We start from the raw sequence: 17,508 nt of genomic DNA on the forward strand, positions 1-17,508 counted from the left end.
GTTATGTTCATTGGTTTGAGGAGATAATGTTATGTTGACTATTTTAGGACTTTTGGAGTTAGTCTAACTAAGAATGTAAAGTTTTGTATCAGCTTTCAACATTTCTGCAAAAAAAGATAAATTCATTCAGCAGTCTCAGCAATCATCTACGGTAGAACAGAGCATTGTCGCAGCAAAATTTTGTCAAGGTTTGCCAACAGAAATTTCTCAAACTAACCCTTCGGCAGTACAAAGAAGTTCGACATCCACTTTATAATTTCCCAAAACCCATAAAATCAAAACTATGTTGAACTTATTCAATCAATTTTTTGGGCGCTCTCCAGAAAAAATTAAAGCCAACGTAGAGATATATACTTGGCAAACTTGCCCTTACTGCATTCGTGCCAAAATGCTGCTCTGGTGGAAAGGTGTACAGTTTAACGAATATAAAATTGATGGTGACGAAGCAGCCAGAGCCAAAATGGCAGAACGTGCCAACGGCCGCCGCACAGTACCGCAAATTTTCATCAACAACCAACACATTGGTGGTTGTGACGACATTTATCAGCTAGATACCAAAGGTCAACTTGATCCCCTTTTGGTACAGCCAGCATAATTGAGTGCTGATTAAACAATTCTTAAATTTTGTAGCTTTAGCTTCCCGTAGGGTATTTTGAATTTTGAATTCCCCGTTCACACAGTGTCCCATTGGGAAGGGGTTGATTACCCCGAATATCTCACGTATCGCCAATGGATGAGTCACGCTTTGGAGTTAGCAAAAATTGCTGGTAATGCAGGTGAAGTTCCCGTTGGTGCGGTAATTACTGATGCTAGTGGTAATTTAATTGCGGAAGGAGAGAATCGCAAAGAGCGTGACCAAGACCCGACAGCTCACGCGGAAATTGTGGCATTGAGGGTTGCGGCTAAAACTTTACAAACTTGGCGACTGCATGAATGCACTTTGTACGTCACCCTAGAACCTTGCCCAATGTGTGCTGGTGCGATTATACACTCACGGATAGGAAAGCTTGTCTATGGAGTGGACGATACCAAAACTGGCGCAATTCGGACTGTTATGAATATCCCTGACAGTGCAGCTTCTAATCACCGCTTATTGGTTATGGGAGGCATTCTAGAATCAGCCTGTCGCCAGCATTTGCAAGACTGGTTTGCCACTCGCCGGCTGCAAAGCAAGTAACGGACAGACGTAAAACTGTCCAGGTACTATGACACAAGTCACGGAAGAAAATCTACGGTGGAACTACGTCAATATCACACGACAATTTTACCGGACAAATTGCAGCTACCAACATGATGGAATTTTTCTCTGCGTCTGATACCTGCCAAGTAAAACCAACAAATACGCTGACAAATCCTCAGGTAGCTGTGACTACTTCACGGGTTTCTCCTTGGTTAAGTTCTGTGTTGTATTTTGTTGGTAATTACTTCTTACTGCCATCCTTCTTTGGGCGCATTTCAATTACTGGACAAGAAAATATTCCCAAAACAGGCCCGGTGATTCTGGCTCCAACTCATCGAGCGAGATGGGATTCGTTGCTTCTACCTTACGCAACTGGGCGTTACGTCACAGGTCGAGACTTAAACTTTATGGTGTCGAATAATGAATGCCGAGGGTTGCAAGGTTGGTTTGTGCGGCGTATGGGTGGTTTTCCTGTAGATACTCAACACCCAGCTGTTTCTACTTTGCGCCATGCTGTTGAACTACTCCAGCAAGGACAAATGTTAGTCATTTATCCGGAAGGCGATATTTTTCGAGATGGTAAATTGCACCCCCTTAAGCCAGGAATTGCTCGTCTAGCCTTGAGCGCGGAATCTAGTTATCCAGGTGTAGGGGTAAAAATATTACCAATTAGCATCAATTACAGCCAACCTTATCCCTGCTGGGGTACAGATGTAAGTATTCACATTGGCTCGGCAATTAATGTCCAAGATTACACTCATGGTAAGGTGAAGCAAAACGCAAAACGGCTCACAGAGGATTTAGCTAGAGATTTACAAAGGTTAAGTAATCCAGAACTAGCGTTCAGTCATCATGCAGTCGTAGAAGTTACCAATGCTGCCAGGAAAAGGGAAGATGAGGGAGTAGAGGAGCAAAAGAAAATCATTGTTAACTGTTAATTAATGACTATTGACTATTGACTAAATCCCCAAAGTTAATTCCCAACTATTGAGTGTGCCGACATCTTGGGGTGAGTAGTCAATTATCCATAACTGCCAATTACCTTTGGCTGATTGTGAGAGTAATAGTTTCAGGATAGGATGCGATCGCACTCCATAAGTTGTCTGTAAATCTGTACGATTGCCTAAGGTACGATTTTGCAACAGCACCTGTTGATTATTGGGGGCGATTAAATAAATTTCTATATCACCTAAGAAATCGTGAGTAAGATTAACTGCGACTTGGATATCTTTGACTGTGCTTGAATCAGAGATAGAAATTACACTCTTGATACCCTGTATATTATTGTCGGGAATGTCTCTGCGCTGAGAATTAACAAGTTTTACCTGTTTACTTGCATCTGATGACGTGGTGCGTTGTTGGAATGCGGTTTGTACTGCCCTCGCAGCATTGACCTTGCCATAACCAAACCATTGAGAATGTCCATTTTCATCATATTTACCTCCACTCAAACTCAGTTGTGGGTCTGGATTAGGGTCTACAATCTTATCTGCCGTTGTTTCTAAAATTTGTTTAACTTGTTGGGCTGTCAAGTCAGGATTAGCTGATAAAACTAAGGCTGCTACCCCCGCAACCACAGGCGTAGCGCTGGAAGTACCGCCAAAGTTGCTGGTAAAATCACCAGGAGCATAACCTGCGACTCCCACTATGTCGGTCGTTAACATTTCTAATCCACTCAGGTTAGTTCTGATTGTTGGTTGTGTATATAAAAAACCCTTCTCTGGAAATGACATTCCTGGTGAGGCGTTGTTACTAGGCGCACACAGAGCAATGTTTTTTCCCCAATTACTGTAGGCGGCTTTTTTACTCATGCTGGTGGATGCGGCAATTGTCATCACATCAGGATGTACCCCAAAACCATTTAACCAATCTGTCACACCTTTGAGAACATTATCCGGCCAATCCTTCTCATTGACAGCACCACTAACTGGACGATTGGCATTACCAGCCGCGAATAACACTACACAACCTTTACCATTTCGCCCACGGGTAGCAGCTCTGGTAATGGCTGCCTTTTGCCGTAGCGACAAGGGAAAGTACACAGCAGAAGCCCCCCAACTACAAGAAATGACACTGGCTCCCTTTTCCATTGCCCAGTTGAATATTTGCTCAATTGATTCGTCATCTAAAAACCCAGTGGTACGAATGGGCATAAATGCACAACCAGGGGCAACCCCGACAATTCCCGTACCATTTTCTTCCGCCAACGCTAGACCAGCACAAGCTGTACCATGACTGCTTTCTTTGCTACTAGGTAAGGGCAAAAAATCGTCTTCTCGCAAATCTCTGGGGGCAACAATTTTACCGCTACCTTGAAAATCTGGATGATTCAAATCAAAAGAATCATCGACCACAGCCACCACTACAGAACGGACACCACGAGTAATATCCCAAGCCTGTTCTACGGCGATGTGAGAGCCTGCAACCAACTCACTACCACCGTTATGGTTGAGATACCATTGCTGGGGATAGAGTGTGTCACGGGGTTTGTAATGCGGTTCTGTTTGTATCAACACATTGGGTTCAGCCGCCAATACATCTGGAATGGCTTGCAATTGATTAGCAATTTTGATGGGATTTTCTGTGGCTTGCTTACTTACCAGAAACACAAACGCATTTGGTAAACCAGGAATTGGTTTATCTTCGATGAGGTTAAATTGAGAGGCTATGAGGGTAATTTTGGCAGCATCTAAACTAGGTGCAAACTGAATCGTAATTTGGTCGCTCAGATAAACAAAAGTCCCTGGATTATCTTGAACCGTGTAAGCATGGCTGGCAAAAGTGACATTTTGGTCAGCGCGGGCTTGGGCAATGGCATCCTGTCTGCCGTGGGCGATCGCTTGCTCTATTTGATTTGCTGGAACCTGATATAGTTCTAAGTGAGCTTGGGTAATACTGACCTGCCAAATACCCCAGCTAACCTGAGATAATTGTTGCACAGGAAAGTCGGTGACAAAACGGACGGTGAAGCGGTCTAAAGCTTTTTCGAGTATCAATTCTTCACCACCCCTTTGCAGAACTAATCCCAAGTTGCTTGCTGGTAAACCTGTGGTTGAAAAATCAGAGGAGTTATTGCGGTCGTTCATAGGAGCGATTGTGGTTAATGCACTGGCTAGGGGAACTCAATTCAACCGATTTCCTGTCTAAATCAAAGAAACTCAGTACTTAGCGTCGCTTTGTTAAAAACGCAAACAGAGTTAAGATACCCGAAGTTTCCCTAGATTGATCTGTTTCTTAATAGTTGTTGCACAAATTGACCCCATGAACCTCGCGGCCCCTGCTTCTGTAATTCGTTTGACTTCTCTATCGGTGATAGCAGCTTTTGCTCTGTTTGCACCAGTGAATGCTCAAAACCAAGCACAGCCTATTGATCCCAATAGCCCAAATAATCTACGTCCTACAGCTCAAAATAACAGTGTGTTGAGCATTGAGGGTGGAGAACGTTTAATGAAAGAAGCAGAACAAGCTGTTGCTGCTCAAAACTATGCCTTAGCTGCCAAAAAGCTCCAAGAAGCACGTCAGGTATATAATCAGTTATCGAATTTTTATCAAGATTTAAACTCTAGTTTTTCAGGCATTGATAATAGAGTTTCCGATTCTCAGCGTCAAAGGGCTTTATTAACAGCTCAAAAGCGGGATGAAGCGACCTATCAGTTAGCGTTGGTACATCGCGCTCAAAATCAATCAGAATTAGCTGTACCATTATTGGTGCAAATTATTAAGAGTCAAAACCCAACACGCGATTTAGGTAAGAAGGCTTATCAGCAGTTGTTTGAGTTAGGTTTTGTCGATGCGCCTTTTCCTAGACAAGGCGGTGCTAATCCAGCTTCATCATCGCAAAAATAACTGAATTAAATTACGGCGTTGCTGAATCATGGGATGATTTTTGTTTCGCTCCTACCCTGCGGGTTCCGCTTGGGGTATGCGCGAAAAATCAATAGTTTGCTTTGCTTAAAATCTGAATTTATCCCGCATTTATGCAATGCCTTACTTTGTGTCTCTATCCCTCCTGCCTATTGGCCGTAACAATACACCTCAATGGTAGGATGGGATTTTTTATGAGAGACGTTGCATTGCAATGTGCCTGAAAGGCATGATGATTTTGGCGAATTATCTGATCCGAACCTGATTGAAAGGTGATTGACGCAGATATAGATGAAGGCATAAAAAAGCGCTCTCCAAATTTTAACTGGAAGAGCGCTTTTTTTGTAGCTAAAAATTCAGAATTAACCGTTGATAGCAGGTGCGGTTAAAGCAACAGGAGCAACTTCACCAGCAGCTAAGTCTAAGGGGAAGTTGTGAGCGTTACGCTCGTGCATTACTTCCATACCCAAGTTAGCACGGTTGATGATGTCAGCCCAGGTATTGATGACACGACCTTGTGAGTCGATGATGGACTGGTTGAAGTTGAAACCGTTCAAGTTGAACGCCATTGTGCTGATGCCCAATGCGGTGAACCAGATACCAACAACTGGCCAAGCAGCTAGGAAGAAGTGCAAGGAACGGCTGTTGTTGAAGGACGCGTATTGGAAAATCAAGCGACCGAAGTAACCGTGTGCAGCAACGATGTTGTAGGTTTCTTCTTCTTGACCGAACTTGTAACCGTAGTTTTGTGATTCGGTTTCGGTTGTTTCACGCACCAAGGAGGAAGTTACCAAGGAACCGTGCATTGCGGAGAACAAGGAACCACCGAATACACCAGCTACACCCAACATATGGAAGGGGTGCATCAAGATGTTGTGTTCTGCTTGGAACACGATCATGAAGTTGAATGTACCGGAGATACCCAAGGGCATACCATCAGAGAAGGAACCTTGTCCGATGGGGTAGATCAAGAATACTGCGGTAGCAGATGCCAAAGGTGCAGAGTAAGCTACGCAGATCCAAGGACGCATACCTAAGCGGTAGGATAATTCCCACTGACGACCCAAGTAGCAAGCGCATCCGATCAAGAAGTGGAAAATTACCAATTGGTATGGACCACCGTTGTACAACCACTCATCTAAGGAAGCTGCTTCCCAGATTGGGTAGAAGTGTAAACCAATAGCGTTGGAAGAAGGAACAACTGCACCAGAGATGATGTTGTTTCCGTAGATCAAAGAACCTGCTACTGGTTCACGGATACCATCGATGTCTACTGGAGGTGCAGCGATGAAAGCGATGATGAAGCAGGTGGTAGCGGCTAGCAAGGTAGGAATCATCAACACGCCGAACCAACCGATATAAATCCGGTTTTCGGTGCTGGTGATCCATGTGCAGAACCGTTCCCATACGTTAGCGCTGGAGCGCTGTTGTAAGGTTGTGGTCATTTTTTTATGATTGCTTTGGATTTTTGCAGATTAATCAGGCGATTTAATTTAAAACACCTGTGCAATAAAATCTACATGAATTTACTATAGAAGTAATTCACTAATTCATAATTCTTAATCTTTAATCTTGAGTTGTTTACTTTATGTAAAGAAACACAAATTTATGGATACATTTAGAAATCAAAGTAAATATATGGAAGACTACCTTCAGGAGCAAATAACCACACTGCGTAAAGGAAAAGAGGTACAAAAACGAGTTTAATAGGCCAGTTTAAATCTAGTTTCAGCTTGCCTTTAAAGGCATAAGTTATACCCATGAGAATAAATAAAGTTACAAGCATTACAGACACTTGAGATTGACTGGTATTCAAGGCTTCGATATAAACTTTTTGAGCAAATTGGGCATCCGCAGAATGACCCCAGAGGTGCTGAATAACAAAAGAAGATTCTTGCAGATTAGGTAGACGAAACCAAATCCAAGAAGTAAATACCATCACTTGGGTTATTAGCCAGGCTATAACTACCCCTACAGGATTTTGCCAGAATAGTTCTAATTTTTCGTAGCGATCGCTCATCACATCTGTTAGTCGATGAACTACTAAGGCTAAACCGTGATAAATACCCCAAATTACGAAACCCCAAGCGGAACCATGCCAAATTCCAGCAATTAGCATGATAAGAAATAAATTCCCACAGGTGCGAGTTAAACCCTGACGAGAACCACCCAAAGGAAAATAGACATAATTTCGCAACCAATCTCCCAAAGTCATGTGCCAACGCCGCCAAAATTCGGCAATGCTGGTGGTGAAGTAAGGAAAATCAAAATTTTCTGGTAGTACTAAACCAAACAGCAAAGCAGTACCACGGGCGATATCTACGTAACCATTAAAATCTAAATACAATTGCAAACCATAAGCAAAGGTAGCTAACCAAAGGTCGTTACTACCAGCCCGTTGTAAATTCCCAAAACATAAATCAACAAAAATTCCTAAGCGGTCTGCCAAAATACCTTTTTTTACAGCACCTCTAGCGATTAACCATAATGCTTCTGATACTCTATCAGCAGTCGGAAATTCTAATGTATTAAATTGATTTGCTAGGTTGTGATAACGCGTGATTGGGCCGGAAATTAACTTAGGGAAGAATAATTTATATGTTGAAAATTGGAGAAAATTATTAGTAGCGGGCGCACCCCGATAGACATCTATTAAATAAGCAATACATTCAAATGTGAAAAACGAAATACCTAAAGGTGCAATAATTTTCCAAGATGTTTCTGATGGATTAACTGACAAATTAAAAGTTAACTGCAAAAAACTATTGATATACTTGAAACCTAGTAATAAAGCAACATTTAAAATTATCCCTAACCATAATACTTTTATCCGCCGACGATTCCAATCTACTTGAGCAAATTGCCAATCTTCATTAGAAATTTTCCAGTTTATATTATGTTGCCCTGGTGAAGTATTTTTACCAATTTCTCGTCCCAAACGAAAATTAATAAATGTCAGTGCTAGTAGCAGTGGTATGTATTGGATACTTAAGGAAGAGTAAAAAACAAGGCTAGCAATCAATAAAGTCCACAATCGGAGTTTTTGTTTACCCAAAGACCAATAAACACCCAGCACACTTAACAAGAAAAGCCCATACAGAATAGATATAAAATTCATGGTTTAGTCAATAGTCATTGGTCATTAGTTTGAATTTTCTCCCCCCTGCTACGCCACTTGCTCCACTTGGGGAGACTCCTTCTCTAAGAGAAGCTTCCGCCAACGCGGAGCGTCCCCCAGGAAACTTAGAGAAGACCCCAGTGGCTCCTGTTTGCTACCCTCCTATATCTACTTGGCGGGCCAGGAAATCATCGGGTCATTGGCTAATTTTTTTGAGACTTCGTAAGCACCAAAACGATTGAGGTGGCTGGGGTCGGAAAAATAATCGTTGGCTTTTGGCCAAAGTTCGCTTAAATCTCGATAAATAAAGTTAGGATTTGTGGCTAGACCTAACATATATTGCTGAAATTCTTGTTCATATTTTTTGCGTACTGGGTCTAAATACTCTGCGGTAAGGGGCATATTGACAAAGGCTAAAGAAATATTCTGCGATTGAGTAAATTGCAAGACATCACGGAAGGCGGCATCTTGTATACCTCCTACTTGGAATGATTTATAATCGTTATCGTAATTACCTGTAACTTTGGAATGTTTTTGATAGTATCTGGCAGGATGGAAGCGCACAGATAAAGCTAGGAACCCATCAAAATCTACAGCTTGTAAATTACTACTATCGTCAGTATTATTTGTTGTTAGCTGTGTGGGTGATGCTGCTTTTGGTGGTTTGCTAAATATGGGTAATGATTCTAGTTTATTTTGCAATAAATTTTTAGCTTGATCGCGGTTTTTATAACTGGCTGAAAAGGCAGCTAAACCTTGATTTAACCACAGATTAACAGCTTGATAACTGTTAATTTCGGGCTTTGGTGCTTTTTTTACCTCTTCATCTGAATTTTCGGAATTTTTTGTTGATTGTTCGCTATTAGTGGGTGTTTGGGCTTGCTGTAGAATATGTTGATAACCGGGGGAATTAGCGATCGCTCTAAATGTTAAGTCTTCCCGTCCACTATTAAAAGCACGGGAACCATCAGCCCAGATAATGATTTTTGGTAATTCTGATGGTTGCAAAACTTGGCGAATCACAAAGTCTACTACTTGGGCTGTGGCGCCGTTAATGCCAAAGTTGAATACGTCTACTTTGGGATAACCTTGCAGTGCTAAGGCTTTAGATAAGGCCATGGGATCAATTCCTCTCAAGGCGCGGGAGGAACCGATAATTAACACATCCGCAGGTTTGCCATTTCTAGCGATGCGTTGTCTATATAAAGCTAGTTGCTCATCTAATTGCCTAACATTAAAACTAGGCATTGACGATCGCGCGGCTAATAAAATAGCGGCGGCGGTGGCTTTTTCCCTGAGTGGTGCGGCTTTGAGGATTCTGGGTTGGTTATCATCATCTTGAGTGAAGCCGGAAGCATTGAATGCACCACCTCTTTGCTGAGAACTGCTGGTGAAAAATGCCGTTCTCTCGCCTTGATGATCTTCGTAGTCAGGTTCTGTCACAGAGGACGATGGCGTTCCGCCCACAGTAGGTGAGCGCTGTGAGACACTAGTCACCTGTGTTTGCATGGTGCGAGTGACAATAAAACCTAAAACCCAATCGGTTTGTAGGGTGAGCAACAAGCCGAGAGTACCCCAAACCAAGGCAATTTTGATCCCTTGGCTATCGGTAACTGAGTTGAAGGACTGACCACTTTCTGTAAATAACTGGGTGTTGAGAAACCACTTCCGCACTGTGGTAGTTGTGGCTGCTACCCAATCTTTTGCCACTTCCGAGACGAAATTTTGTACTTCCTCGGTAGTGACATCGGAACGCAAAATTGGTTCGTCGTCATCTTTGGTGATCAGTTCATTGACGTATTCGGAAGTAGCGGCAAATTCTGGGGTAGCTTCGGGAACTAAGCGCTGGCGATGGACTAAATCTACACCATAATGCCAAAAGGGTTCCTTGTTACCAGCACGGCGACCATAAACCCGCACACCAGCTGTTCCAGCCAAGTTTAATTGACGTAAAAATTGGATGACTCTGGGCGCTACTTGTTTCCGACTAGGACAGATTGGGGCATCACACATAATATGTAGTAAATCCCCTTTCCGCAGCAAGAGTACCCGCAAACCTCCTGTTTTCAACCGTCGGTCTAAGTCAGGATTGAGTAAGCGTTCTAGTAAAAAAACAATTGCTGGTTCATCACCGATAATAGCCAAATCTAGGGCGGAGGTAGCCAAGGCTGGATGTTCGCTGGCGGGTAACTTTAGCCAATCAATCCATTCTGGTTGCTTGTCATTGGGTTTTTGTCCGTAAACAGTAGCCGCCAGAATACCTTGGGGAGCGATCGCTTCTAGTTGGGACAAAATTTTCTCGACGCAAATTGTCTTATCTGGTACTGGAGAATCGTGGGAGGAGTCGGCAGCTGGTTCACAAAAAATATGTAAGGTGGATTCTTGTAAAGAAACTTGCACCTTCACCAGTAACTCTGACAATGCTGCTGTTAATAGGCGGGCGATCGCTTGGACATCTCCCCATCTTGCCCATTCTTTCAGCATCGTTTCTGGCGGTGTCAAGTCAATTCTTAACAGCCAGTCAGGGTTTGTCTCTCCATTAACTTGAGAAACAATGACAGCATCACGGTAGCCAGCTAGCTTCAATTGGCGCAATTTTTGGGCTACTGGTTCTGCAAGTAATGAAGGGTCGGGGCTATAAGCAGACTGGCAAAATATCCACAGGCGATTAAATACATCAGGACTACCATCGCTTGGCTGATGCTGCTTAACCCTCACCTGCACCGCCACACCCATTGCACTCAAGGTTTCGCTGAGATAGCGGGCTATGGCATTAGCATCTCCCCGACGTGCCAAACTCTCATTAGAAAGTATCATTGCCCCACCAGGGGCTTTTGCTGCATCTTCTAGCAGGGCTTGTTCCACCTGTTCCAGATGGCGTTCCAACTGGTTTAAGTAGACCTTGTGACACCATTCGGGGCGATATTCCCCTTTTTTTCGACCGTAGACGAATACTTGGTATATTGAGGGTTGTTCGTTGCTGGTGAGGACATCTAAATCGGTTTGCTGTAAAGCATGAAGCAAATCAGAGAGAGTGCGCCAGCGTTGAGGACACTCTAACCCTTCACAAAGAATATGAAGGTCATTTCCCCGTAAGCGGACTTTCACCCCGAAAGTATTGATCCCCGTTGCTTGGCTGACCCATTGCAACAAGGATTGCTGGCTATCTAGTAGGACTGTTTTCATGGGCAGTTAACTTTACAAGAAGCGAATGTTGGGGGGTAGTGCCTGCACTTGTAAACTAGAACCATAGGTCTATCACATTTTTGAGTTTTCTGTTAACAATTTCGTTACCATTTCGGCTTGCTAAATAGGACAAGATAGTCTTATACAGTTACAAGTCATACAGATTTTGAGTTTTGCGTTTTATTCTACTCGTTAGCCCATCAATTAAGGATAAGTAATGCCTCCTATTACCCAAAAATCCACACCAAACCCCGGATTAAATTTGGTTTTGTTTAGCATTCCCCAATCTCTCCTCCTAGAAATAGGTACAGCGTCTATACTACTGCTGCTTACCACTGGACAAGTCACCGTAAAAGCCCTGGAATCCTTAGGAGCAGCGAGTGAAGAATTATTTCGCGGCGATCGCCTGCCTATTTTACCCTTCCCCGATGACGATGAATTAAATAAGCAAAGTTAAAAAATATACTTTAAATATATGTTCACGGAAAAATCCAAGAGCATAAATGACGAAATATCAACCTGTTAAACAGTAATTGGCTTTACAAGAGAAGCAACTATGGGTTCTGTTTTATACTCTCTATCTGAATCTGCTAATTTATCTCCAGCATCGGAATTATTTTTGCGTCATCGCCTGCAAATAGTAGAAGAACTGTGGGAGTCGGTGCTGCGGCAAGAATGCGGTCAAAATATGGTAGATTTGTTGCGGCAATTGCGCGATTTGTGTTCTCCTGAAGGACAAGCGACAAAAGACCAAGCCGTTTCCGCCGTCAAGTTAATTGAACAATTGAATATCAACGAAGCTATCCGCGCAGCTAGGGCTTTCGCTTTGTATTTTCAGCTGATTAACATCATAGAGCAGGAATATGAACAAAGGCAGCAATTAACGCGCTATTCTGAATTGGAAGCAGAAACCCCAACCCTGAACGGTTCTGAAAACATTACCTCTTCCTCTAACCACAACGAAGATGATGTGATTTTCAACCGGGGTTTAGGGATAGATTTTTTGGGGAAAAATTGGACTAATAGAGGACAAGGTAAGCAAAAAGGGACGTTTGCAGCTTTATTTCCCTTATTGCATAAGTTGAATGTTCCACCCCAGCAAATTCAACGCCTAATTTCCCAACTGGATGTCCGCTTGGTATTTACAGCCCACCCGACAGAAATTGTCCGCCACACCATTCGGGACAAACAACGCCAGGTAGTAGACTTGTTGCAACAACTAGATGAAGTGGAAAATCGCGCTAATAATGGCGGAGGTTATCCTTGGGAAACCGGAGAAATTCGAGAAAAATTACTCGAAGAAATCCGCTTGTGGTGGCGCACAGACGAACTCCACCAGTTCAAGCCCACGGTACTGGATGAAGTAGATTATGCTCTGCACTACTTCCAAGAAGTTTTATTTGATGGGATTCCCCAACTGTATAAACGCTTCAAATACGCCCTGAATGAAACCTTCTCTTGGCTAGAACCACCGAGCAAAGATTTTTGTTCCTTTGGTTCTTGGGTAGGTTCAGACAGGGATGGTAATCCATCGGTGACACCAGAGATTACTTGGCAAACAGCCTGTTATCAGCGCAAAATGGTGTTGGAAAGATACATCAAATCTGTCAAGCAACTGATTGAATTATTGAGTATCTCCATGCACTGGAGTGACGTACTACCAGATTTACTGGAATCTTTAGAGTTAGACCAATCCCAGTTAAGTGAAGTATATGACGCGCTGGCGCTGAGATATCGCCAAGAACCCTATCGTCTCAAACTAGCTTATGTCCTCAAGCGGCTGGAAAATACCCGCGATCGCAATTTAGCATTATATAAAGGGGAAACCCCCACCAACGAAGATAGCCCCATGTACCGTTCTGGGTCTGATTTTTTGGCAGAGTTGCGTTTGATTCAGCATAACTTGACGGAAACTGGATTAAGTTGCCGGGAACTAGATAATCTCATCTGTCAAGTCGAAATTTTCGACTTTAATCTGACAAAATTAGACATTCGCCAAGAATCAACCAGACATTCGGACGCTTTAAACGAGATTCTCGAATATCTCCAACTATTACCCCAACCATACAACGAACTATCGGAAGAACAGCGAGTGGCTTGGTTGACAACCGAACTGCAAACCCGTCGCCCATTAATTTCGGCAGAATTACCATTCTCCGACAAAACTAATGATGTCATTAAAACCTTCCGCATAGTGCGATCGCTCCAACAAGAGTTTGGGATCAATATCTGCCAAACTTACATCATTAGTATGTGTCGTCAAGTCAGCGATGTCTTGGAAGTCCTGCTACTAGCCAAAGAAGCCAGACTTTTTGACCCAGCGATCGCCGTTGGCACAATTCAGGTAGTACCATTATTTGAGACTGTCGAAGATTTACAACGCTCTCTTAGCGTCATGCGACAGTTGTTTGAGTTACCCTTATACCGCGCCTTACTAGCAGGGGGCTACGCAGCAATTAACGGTAGCCCAGAAAACATTCCCCCATCGCCCCATCTCCCCCTTCCCCTCTCCTCTGTCTCCCTCACTCCCGACTTACAGGAAGTCATGCTGGGATATTCCGACAGCAACAAAGACTCCGGTTTCCTAAGTAGCAACTGGGAAATTCATAAAGCCCAAAAATTCTTACAGAAAATCGCCGAAGAATATGGACTAAATCTGCGGATTTTCCACGGACGCGGCGGTTCTGTGGGAAGAGGAGGCGGCCCAGCCCACGAGGCGATTTTGGCTCAACCAGGACACAGTATCAACGGACGGATTAAAATTACCGAACAAGGGGAAGTATTAGCTTCCAAATACTCCTTACTGGATTTAGCCCTGTACAACTTGGAAACCATCACTACTGCGGTAATTCAAGCCAGTCTTCTCCGGACTGGGTTTGATGATATCGAACCGTGGAACGAAATCATGGAGGAATTAGCAGCGCGATCGCGGCAACATTATCGTGGTTTAATTTACGAACAACCAGATTTCATCGACTTTTTCCACCAAGTCACCCCTATCGAAGAAATCAGCCAACTACAAATTAGTTCCCGTCCCGCCCGTCGTCCTTCTGGAAAGAAAGATTTAAGCAGCCTCCGCGCTATTCCTTGGGTATTTAGCTGGACACAAACCCGATTCTTGTTACCTTCTTGGTACGGTGTTGGGACAGCTTTACAAGAATTTTTCAACGAGGAACCAGAAGAACACCTCAAATTGATGCGCTACTTTTATGTCAAATGGCCTTTCTTTAAAATGGTGATTTCCAAAGTAGAAATGACTTTGGCAAAAGTAGATATGCAAATGGCTGGTCACTACGTACAGGAATTGTCTGACCCCGAAGACAAGCCCCGGTTTGATAAAGTATTTGAGCAAATTGCTAACGAATACTACCTTACAAGAGATTTAGTCCTGAAAATTACCGACCACAGCCGACTCTTAGATGGTGATCCTGTACTCCAGCGTTCCGTACAGTTACGCAATGCTACAATCGTCCCCTTGGGATTTATCCAAGTTTCCCTCCTCAAGCGTCTACGCCAAGCCAAGAATAATACTGCTACCTCTGGTGTCATCCACTCTCGTTACAGCAAGGGTGAGTTACTACGAGGCGCATTGTTAACAATTAACGGTATTGCGGCGGGAATGAGGAATACTGGTTGATGTTAGTTGTCAGTTGTCAGTTGTCAGTTGTCAGTGATAAAACACATATAACTGACAAATAACTAATGACTAATGACCAAAAATAAAGTTTTAATCTGTAGTTTACTAGCCTTATCATCTGGATTTTTCGGCGGTTATATCGGCGGAGAAATTACATTAATGCTGCATAGCCAGAAGTGCCAAAATAAAGGTTGGGGTATGAGAGAATTATGTCATGTGTGGATCACACCGGGGGCAACATGGCAAGGTAGTACAACCGGAATTTGGACGGGGACAATCTTAGGAGCATTTGCTGGTGGTTTAGTAATAAGGGAAAATCGTTATTAGTTAATAGTTGTGAATAATAGGGAATATATTCAATGGCATACAGTGATTTCACCCTGTCTAAAGTTAAAGAAGCATTTCAATTAACCATTAACGAAAAGCGCAACCTTTTTCAAGATACATTGCCTGTAAAGCCTTCTTCTACCTTAAAAACACTGTTAGCCGAGTATATTCAACTAGCAACTGCGATCAATACGGAAAAAGCTCGTTCAGAATTATTGATTATGCAGGTTCTTACAGAAGTTAGAAGGCAGTTGAATTATAAAATTTCTTTATTTTCTGGTACAGATTTTGATGTAGATTCTAGTAAAGGTTTGAATGGTTATTGTGATTTTATTATTTGTGCTTCTGAAGAACAATTTTATATTAAATCTCCTGTGATTACGATTGTTGAAGCCAAAAATGAAAATATTAAAGGTGGTTTAGGACAATGTATTGCCTCAATGTTGGGAGCGCAGATTTTTAATCAACATACACAACAGGATATAAATAAAATCTACGGTGTTGTGACTACTGGAACTAACTGGCGGTTTTTAATTTTAGAAAATAATACAGTTTATATTGATATTATTGAATACTATATAAATGATGTAGATAAAATTATAGGAATTTTGCTGCAACCATTTCAATCAGCTTTTGTTCAAGGTATTCATAGCTGAAAAAAAGATTATTGATGGGTATCTGTTGGCTGATAAAATATACTCATAACATTATGAGTATACTTTCATGACTGCTGAAAATAACGTAGTAAATTCCGATACTAAAGGTGCTGATGCCATTGATGAAGCGATCGCTAAAGGCATCGATTTTGATGGTACTCCGATTCCACCTGTAAAACTAGACCTATATCACAAAGTCATGGCGTTGGAAGCAAATAGACAGCGTAGTGGTGTATCTAATACTATGCGATCGCGCATCATCCGCATTGGCGCAAAACACATCCCCCAACTAGAACTCGATCAATTACTCGTAGAAGCAGGCTTTGCACCCCTAAAAGAAAAAGACATTGCCTTTTTCTACGGCGGTAAGTAATTTTCAGCGTAGGCATAGCCCTACGCTTATTTTTGCAAGTAATCTCAATGCTATTTATTTATAAGCATAATAAATAAATTATACATAATTTTTAAGTTGCTATTACACAATTATGACGAAAATGTGATCATTGATTTGATGAGATAATACCATTTAACTTTAATACTAAAATGAGGTTTTGCCAGCATTATATAAGCTCATGAAATTATAGAATTAGATTCATAAATATGGCATATAAGTAGCAAATCTTTCATTTGTTTCAAGCAAGTAATTTTATAGTTAAGCTCAGAGAGTGGAGAATATAAATGCTTGCAAAAAATCAAGGTACAGTCGTAATTACAGGAGCATCCACAGGAATTGGTGAAGCCTGCGCTTTGCATTTAGACAAATTAGGATTTTGTGTCTTCGCTGGCGTGCGTAAAAATTCTGATGCTCAAAAACTTCAACAGAAAGCCTCTCAAAGACTTATCCCTATTTTTTTAGATGTTACTGATGCTGATTCGATTGCATTTGCAGTTGAGACAGTAAAAAATACAGTTGGTGATGAAATTTTTGGCTTAGTAAACAATGCTGGAATTGCCGTTCCAGGCCCGTTAGAATTATTACCAATTGCAGAATTTGAACAACAAATGCAAGTTAATGTCACTGGACAACTAGCAGTCACACAAGCATTTCTTGGTTTATTGCGCCAAGGTCGAGGACGAATTGTCAATATGGGTTCCATTAGCGGTAGAAGTGCGGCTCCATTTCTTGGTGCTTACAATGCTTCAAAATTTGCGCTGGAAGCACTTACCGATGTGATGCGTATGGAGTTACGACCTTGGGGAATTTCAGTTTCCATTATAGAACCAGGTGCGATCGCTACCCCCATTTGGGAAAAGTCTTTCACTCAAGCCGACATAGCAAAGGAAAATTTATCACAATCTGCCCAAAATCTCTACGGTCATGCGCTGACTGCTGTCCGTAAACAAGTAGGAATTCTGGCATCTAAGAGCATTTCTTCGGATATTGTAGCTGAGGCTGTTGTTCATGCACTCACAGCAAAAAAACCAAAGACACGCTATCTCATCGGTCAAGATGCGAAAATGGGAGCATTACTCAAGTATCTTTTGCCTGATAGATTGTATGATCGTGTAATTTTATATTCAATGGGTTTATAGATATTGA

General features: G+C 42.3%; 14 protein-coding genes. 10 read left to right on the forward strand and 4 right to left on the reverse strand.

Going from position 1 to position 17,508, the window contains the following annotated elements; genetic code table 11:
- Positions 1–283 precede the first annotated feature (283 nt).
- The 3 genes from grxC to H6G18_RS16320 all read left to right on the forward strand — a co-directional run bounded on the left by grxC (position 284) and on the right by H6G18_RS16320 (position 2,118).
- Positions 284–595 (forward strand): glutaredoxin 3, encoded by a 312-nt coding sequence (gene grxC / locus H6G18_RS16310; protein WP_190408151.1) that lies wholly within the window; start codon positions 284–286, stop codon positions 593–595.
- Between the two features lie 138 nt (positions 596–733).
- Positions 734–1,177: a tRNA adenosine(34) deaminase TadA gene (gene tadA / locus H6G18_RS16315; RefSeq protein WP_190408197.1), complete on the forward strand. Its 444-nt coding sequence runs from the start codon at positions 734–736 to the stop codon at positions 1,175–1,177.
- A 113-nt stretch (positions 1,178–1,290) separates the two neighbouring features.
- Positions 1,291–2,118, forward strand: a complete 828-nt coding sequence (locus tag H6G18_RS16320; RefSeq protein ID WP_190408152.1) for a lysophospholipid acyltransferase family protein — start codon at positions 1,291–1,293, stop codon at positions 2,116–2,118.
- A 21-nt stretch (positions 2,119–2,139) separates the two neighbouring features.
- On the opposite strand, the gene H6G18_RS16325 is transcribed toward H6G18_RS16320, so the two are convergent.
- Positions 2,140–4,266 carry a S8 family serine peptidase gene (locus H6G18_RS16325; protein ID WP_190408153.1) on the reverse strand — a complete coding sequence of 709 codons (2,127 nt, stop codon included), beginning with the start codon at positions 4,264–4,266 and terminating at the stop codon, positions 2,140–2,142.
- 175 nt (positions 4,267–4,441) lie between these two features.
- Between H6G18_RS16325 and H6G18_RS16330 the strand changes: the two genes are divergently transcribed.
- Positions 4,442–5,026 (forward strand): hypothetical protein, encoded by a 585-nt coding sequence (locus tag H6G18_RS16330; RefSeq protein WP_190408154.1) that lies wholly within the window; start codon positions 4,442–4,444, stop codon positions 5,024–5,026.
- 380 nt (positions 5,027–5,406) lie between these two features.
- Here the strand turns inward: H6G18_RS16330 and psbA are convergent, their stop codons facing one another.
- The 3 genes from psbA to H6G18_RS16345 all read right to left on the reverse strand — a co-directional run bounded on the left by psbA (position 5,407) and on the right by H6G18_RS16345 (position 11,348).
- A complete protein-coding gene (gene psbA / locus H6G18_RS16335) occupies positions 5,407–6,489 on the reverse strand; it encodes a photosystem II q(b) protein (protein WP_190408155.1) in 1,083 nt (360 codons plus the stop codon).
- A gap of 173 nt (positions 6,490–6,662) precedes the next feature.
- Positions 6,663–8,162 (reverse strand): MBOAT family O-acyltransferase, encoded by a 1,500-nt coding sequence (locus tag H6G18_RS16340; protein ID WP_190408156.1) that lies wholly within the window; start codon positions 8,160–8,162, stop codon positions 6,663–6,665.
- 168 nt (positions 8,163–8,330) lie between these two features.
- Positions 8,331–11,348 carry a DUF1574 family protein gene (locus H6G18_RS16345; protein WP_190408157.1) on the reverse strand — a complete coding sequence of 1,006 codons (3,018 nt, stop codon included), beginning with the start codon at positions 11,346–11,348 and terminating at the stop codon, positions 8,331–8,333.
- 217 nt (positions 11,349–11,565) lie between these two features.
- Between H6G18_RS16345 and H6G18_RS16350 the strand changes: the two genes are divergently transcribed.
- The 6 genes from H6G18_RS16350 to H6G18_RS16375 all read left to right on the forward strand — a co-directional run bounded on the left by H6G18_RS16350 (position 11,566) and on the right by H6G18_RS16375 (position 17,501).
- A complete protein-coding gene (locus H6G18_RS16350) occupies positions 11,566–11,805 on the forward strand; it encodes a hypothetical protein (protein WP_190408158.1) in 240 nt (79 codons plus the stop codon).
- Between the two features lie 99 nt (positions 11,806–11,904).
- Positions 11,905–14,985: a phosphoenolpyruvate carboxylase gene (gene ppc, locus H6G18_RS16355; protein ID WP_190408159.1), complete on the forward strand. Its 3,081-nt coding sequence runs from the start codon at positions 11,905–11,907 to the stop codon at positions 14,983–14,985.
- 72 nt (positions 14,986–15,057) lie between these two features.
- Entirely contained in the window at positions 15,058–15,312 is a 255-nt protein-coding gene (locus H6G18_RS16360) for a hypothetical protein (RefSeq protein ID WP_190408160.1), read from the forward strand.
- A gap of 32 nt (positions 15,313–15,344) precedes the next feature.
- Positions 15,345–15,968, forward strand: coding sequence for a hypothetical protein (locus H6G18_RS16365; protein WP_190408161.1), 624 nt, complete (start codon positions 15,345–15,347; stop codon positions 15,966–15,968).
- 67 nt (positions 15,969–16,035) lie between these two features.
- Positions 16,036–16,341: a small RNA NsiR4-regulated ssr1528 family protein gene (locus H6G18_RS16370; RefSeq protein ID WP_190408162.1), complete on the forward strand. Its 306-nt coding sequence runs from the start codon at positions 16,036–16,038 to the stop codon at positions 16,339–16,341.
- Positions 16,342–16,646: 305 nt separating this feature from the next.
- Positions 16,647–17,501, forward strand: coding sequence for an SDR family NAD(P)-dependent oxidoreductase (locus H6G18_RS16375; RefSeq protein WP_190408163.1), 855 nt, complete (start codon positions 16,647–16,649; stop codon positions 17,499–17,501).
- Positions 17,502–17,508 lie beyond the last annotated feature (7 nt).

The organism is Anabaena subtropica FACHB-260 (assembly GCF_014697105.1).
GTDB lineage: Bacteria > Cyanobacteriota > Cyanobacteriia > Cyanobacteriales > Nostocaceae > Trichormus > Trichormus subtropicus.

Excerpts from the sequence above, each read along its gene's own strand:
- H6G18_RS16350 (WP_190408158.1), top strand. The coding sequence starts at position 11,566 with ATGCCTCCTATTACCCAAAAATCCACACCAAACCCCGGATTAAATTTG.
- ppc (WP_190408159.1), top strand. The coding sequence starts at position 11,905 with ATGGGTTCTGTTTTATACTCTCTATCTGAATCTGCTAATTTATCTCCA.
- H6G18_RS16360 (WP_190408160.1), top strand. The coding sequence starts at position 15,058 with ATGACCAAAAATAAAGTTTTAATCTGTAGTTTACTAGCCTTATCATCT.
- H6G18_RS16330 (WP_190408154.1), top strand. The coding sequence starts at position 4,442 with ATGAACCTCGCGGCCCCTGCTTCTGTAATTCGTTTGACTTCTCTATCG.
- tadA (WP_190408197.1), top strand. The coding sequence starts at position 734 with ATGAGTCACGCTTTGGAGTTAGCAAAAATTGCTGGTAATGCAGGTGAA.
- H6G18_RS16370 (WP_190408162.1), top strand. The coding sequence starts at position 16,036 with ATGACTGCTGAAAATAACGTAGTAAATTCCGATACTAAAGGTGCTGAT.
- grxC (WP_190408151.1), top strand. The coding sequence starts at position 284 with ATGTTGAACTTATTCAATCAATTTTTTGGGCGCTCTCCAGAAAAAATT.
- psbA (WP_190408155.1), bottom strand. The coding sequence starts at position 6,489 with ATGACCACAACCTTACAACAGCGCTCCAGCGCTAACGTATGGGAACGG.
- H6G18_RS16320 (WP_190408152.1), top strand. The coding sequence starts at position 1,291 with ATGATGGAATTTTTCTCTGCGTCTGATACCTGCCAAGTAAAACCAACA.
- H6G18_RS16345 (WP_190408157.1), bottom strand. The coding sequence starts at position 11,348 with ATGAAAACAGTCCTACTAGATAGCCAGCAATCCTTGTTGCAATGGGTC.
- H6G18_RS16340 (WP_190408156.1), bottom strand. The coding sequence starts at position 8,162 with ATGAATTTTATATCTATTCTGTATGGGCTTTTCTTGTTAAGTGTGCTG.
- H6G18_RS16365 (WP_190408161.1), top strand. The coding sequence starts at position 15,345 with ATGGCATACAGTGATTTCACCCTGTCTAAAGTTAAAGAAGCATTTCAA.
- H6G18_RS16375 (WP_190408163.1), top strand. The coding sequence starts at position 16,647 with ATGCTTGCAAAAAATCAAGGTACAGTCGTAATTACAGGAGCATCCACA.
- H6G18_RS16325 (WP_190408153.1), bottom strand. The coding sequence starts at position 4,266 with ATGAACGACCGCAATAACTCCTCTGATTTTTCAACCACAGGTTTACCA.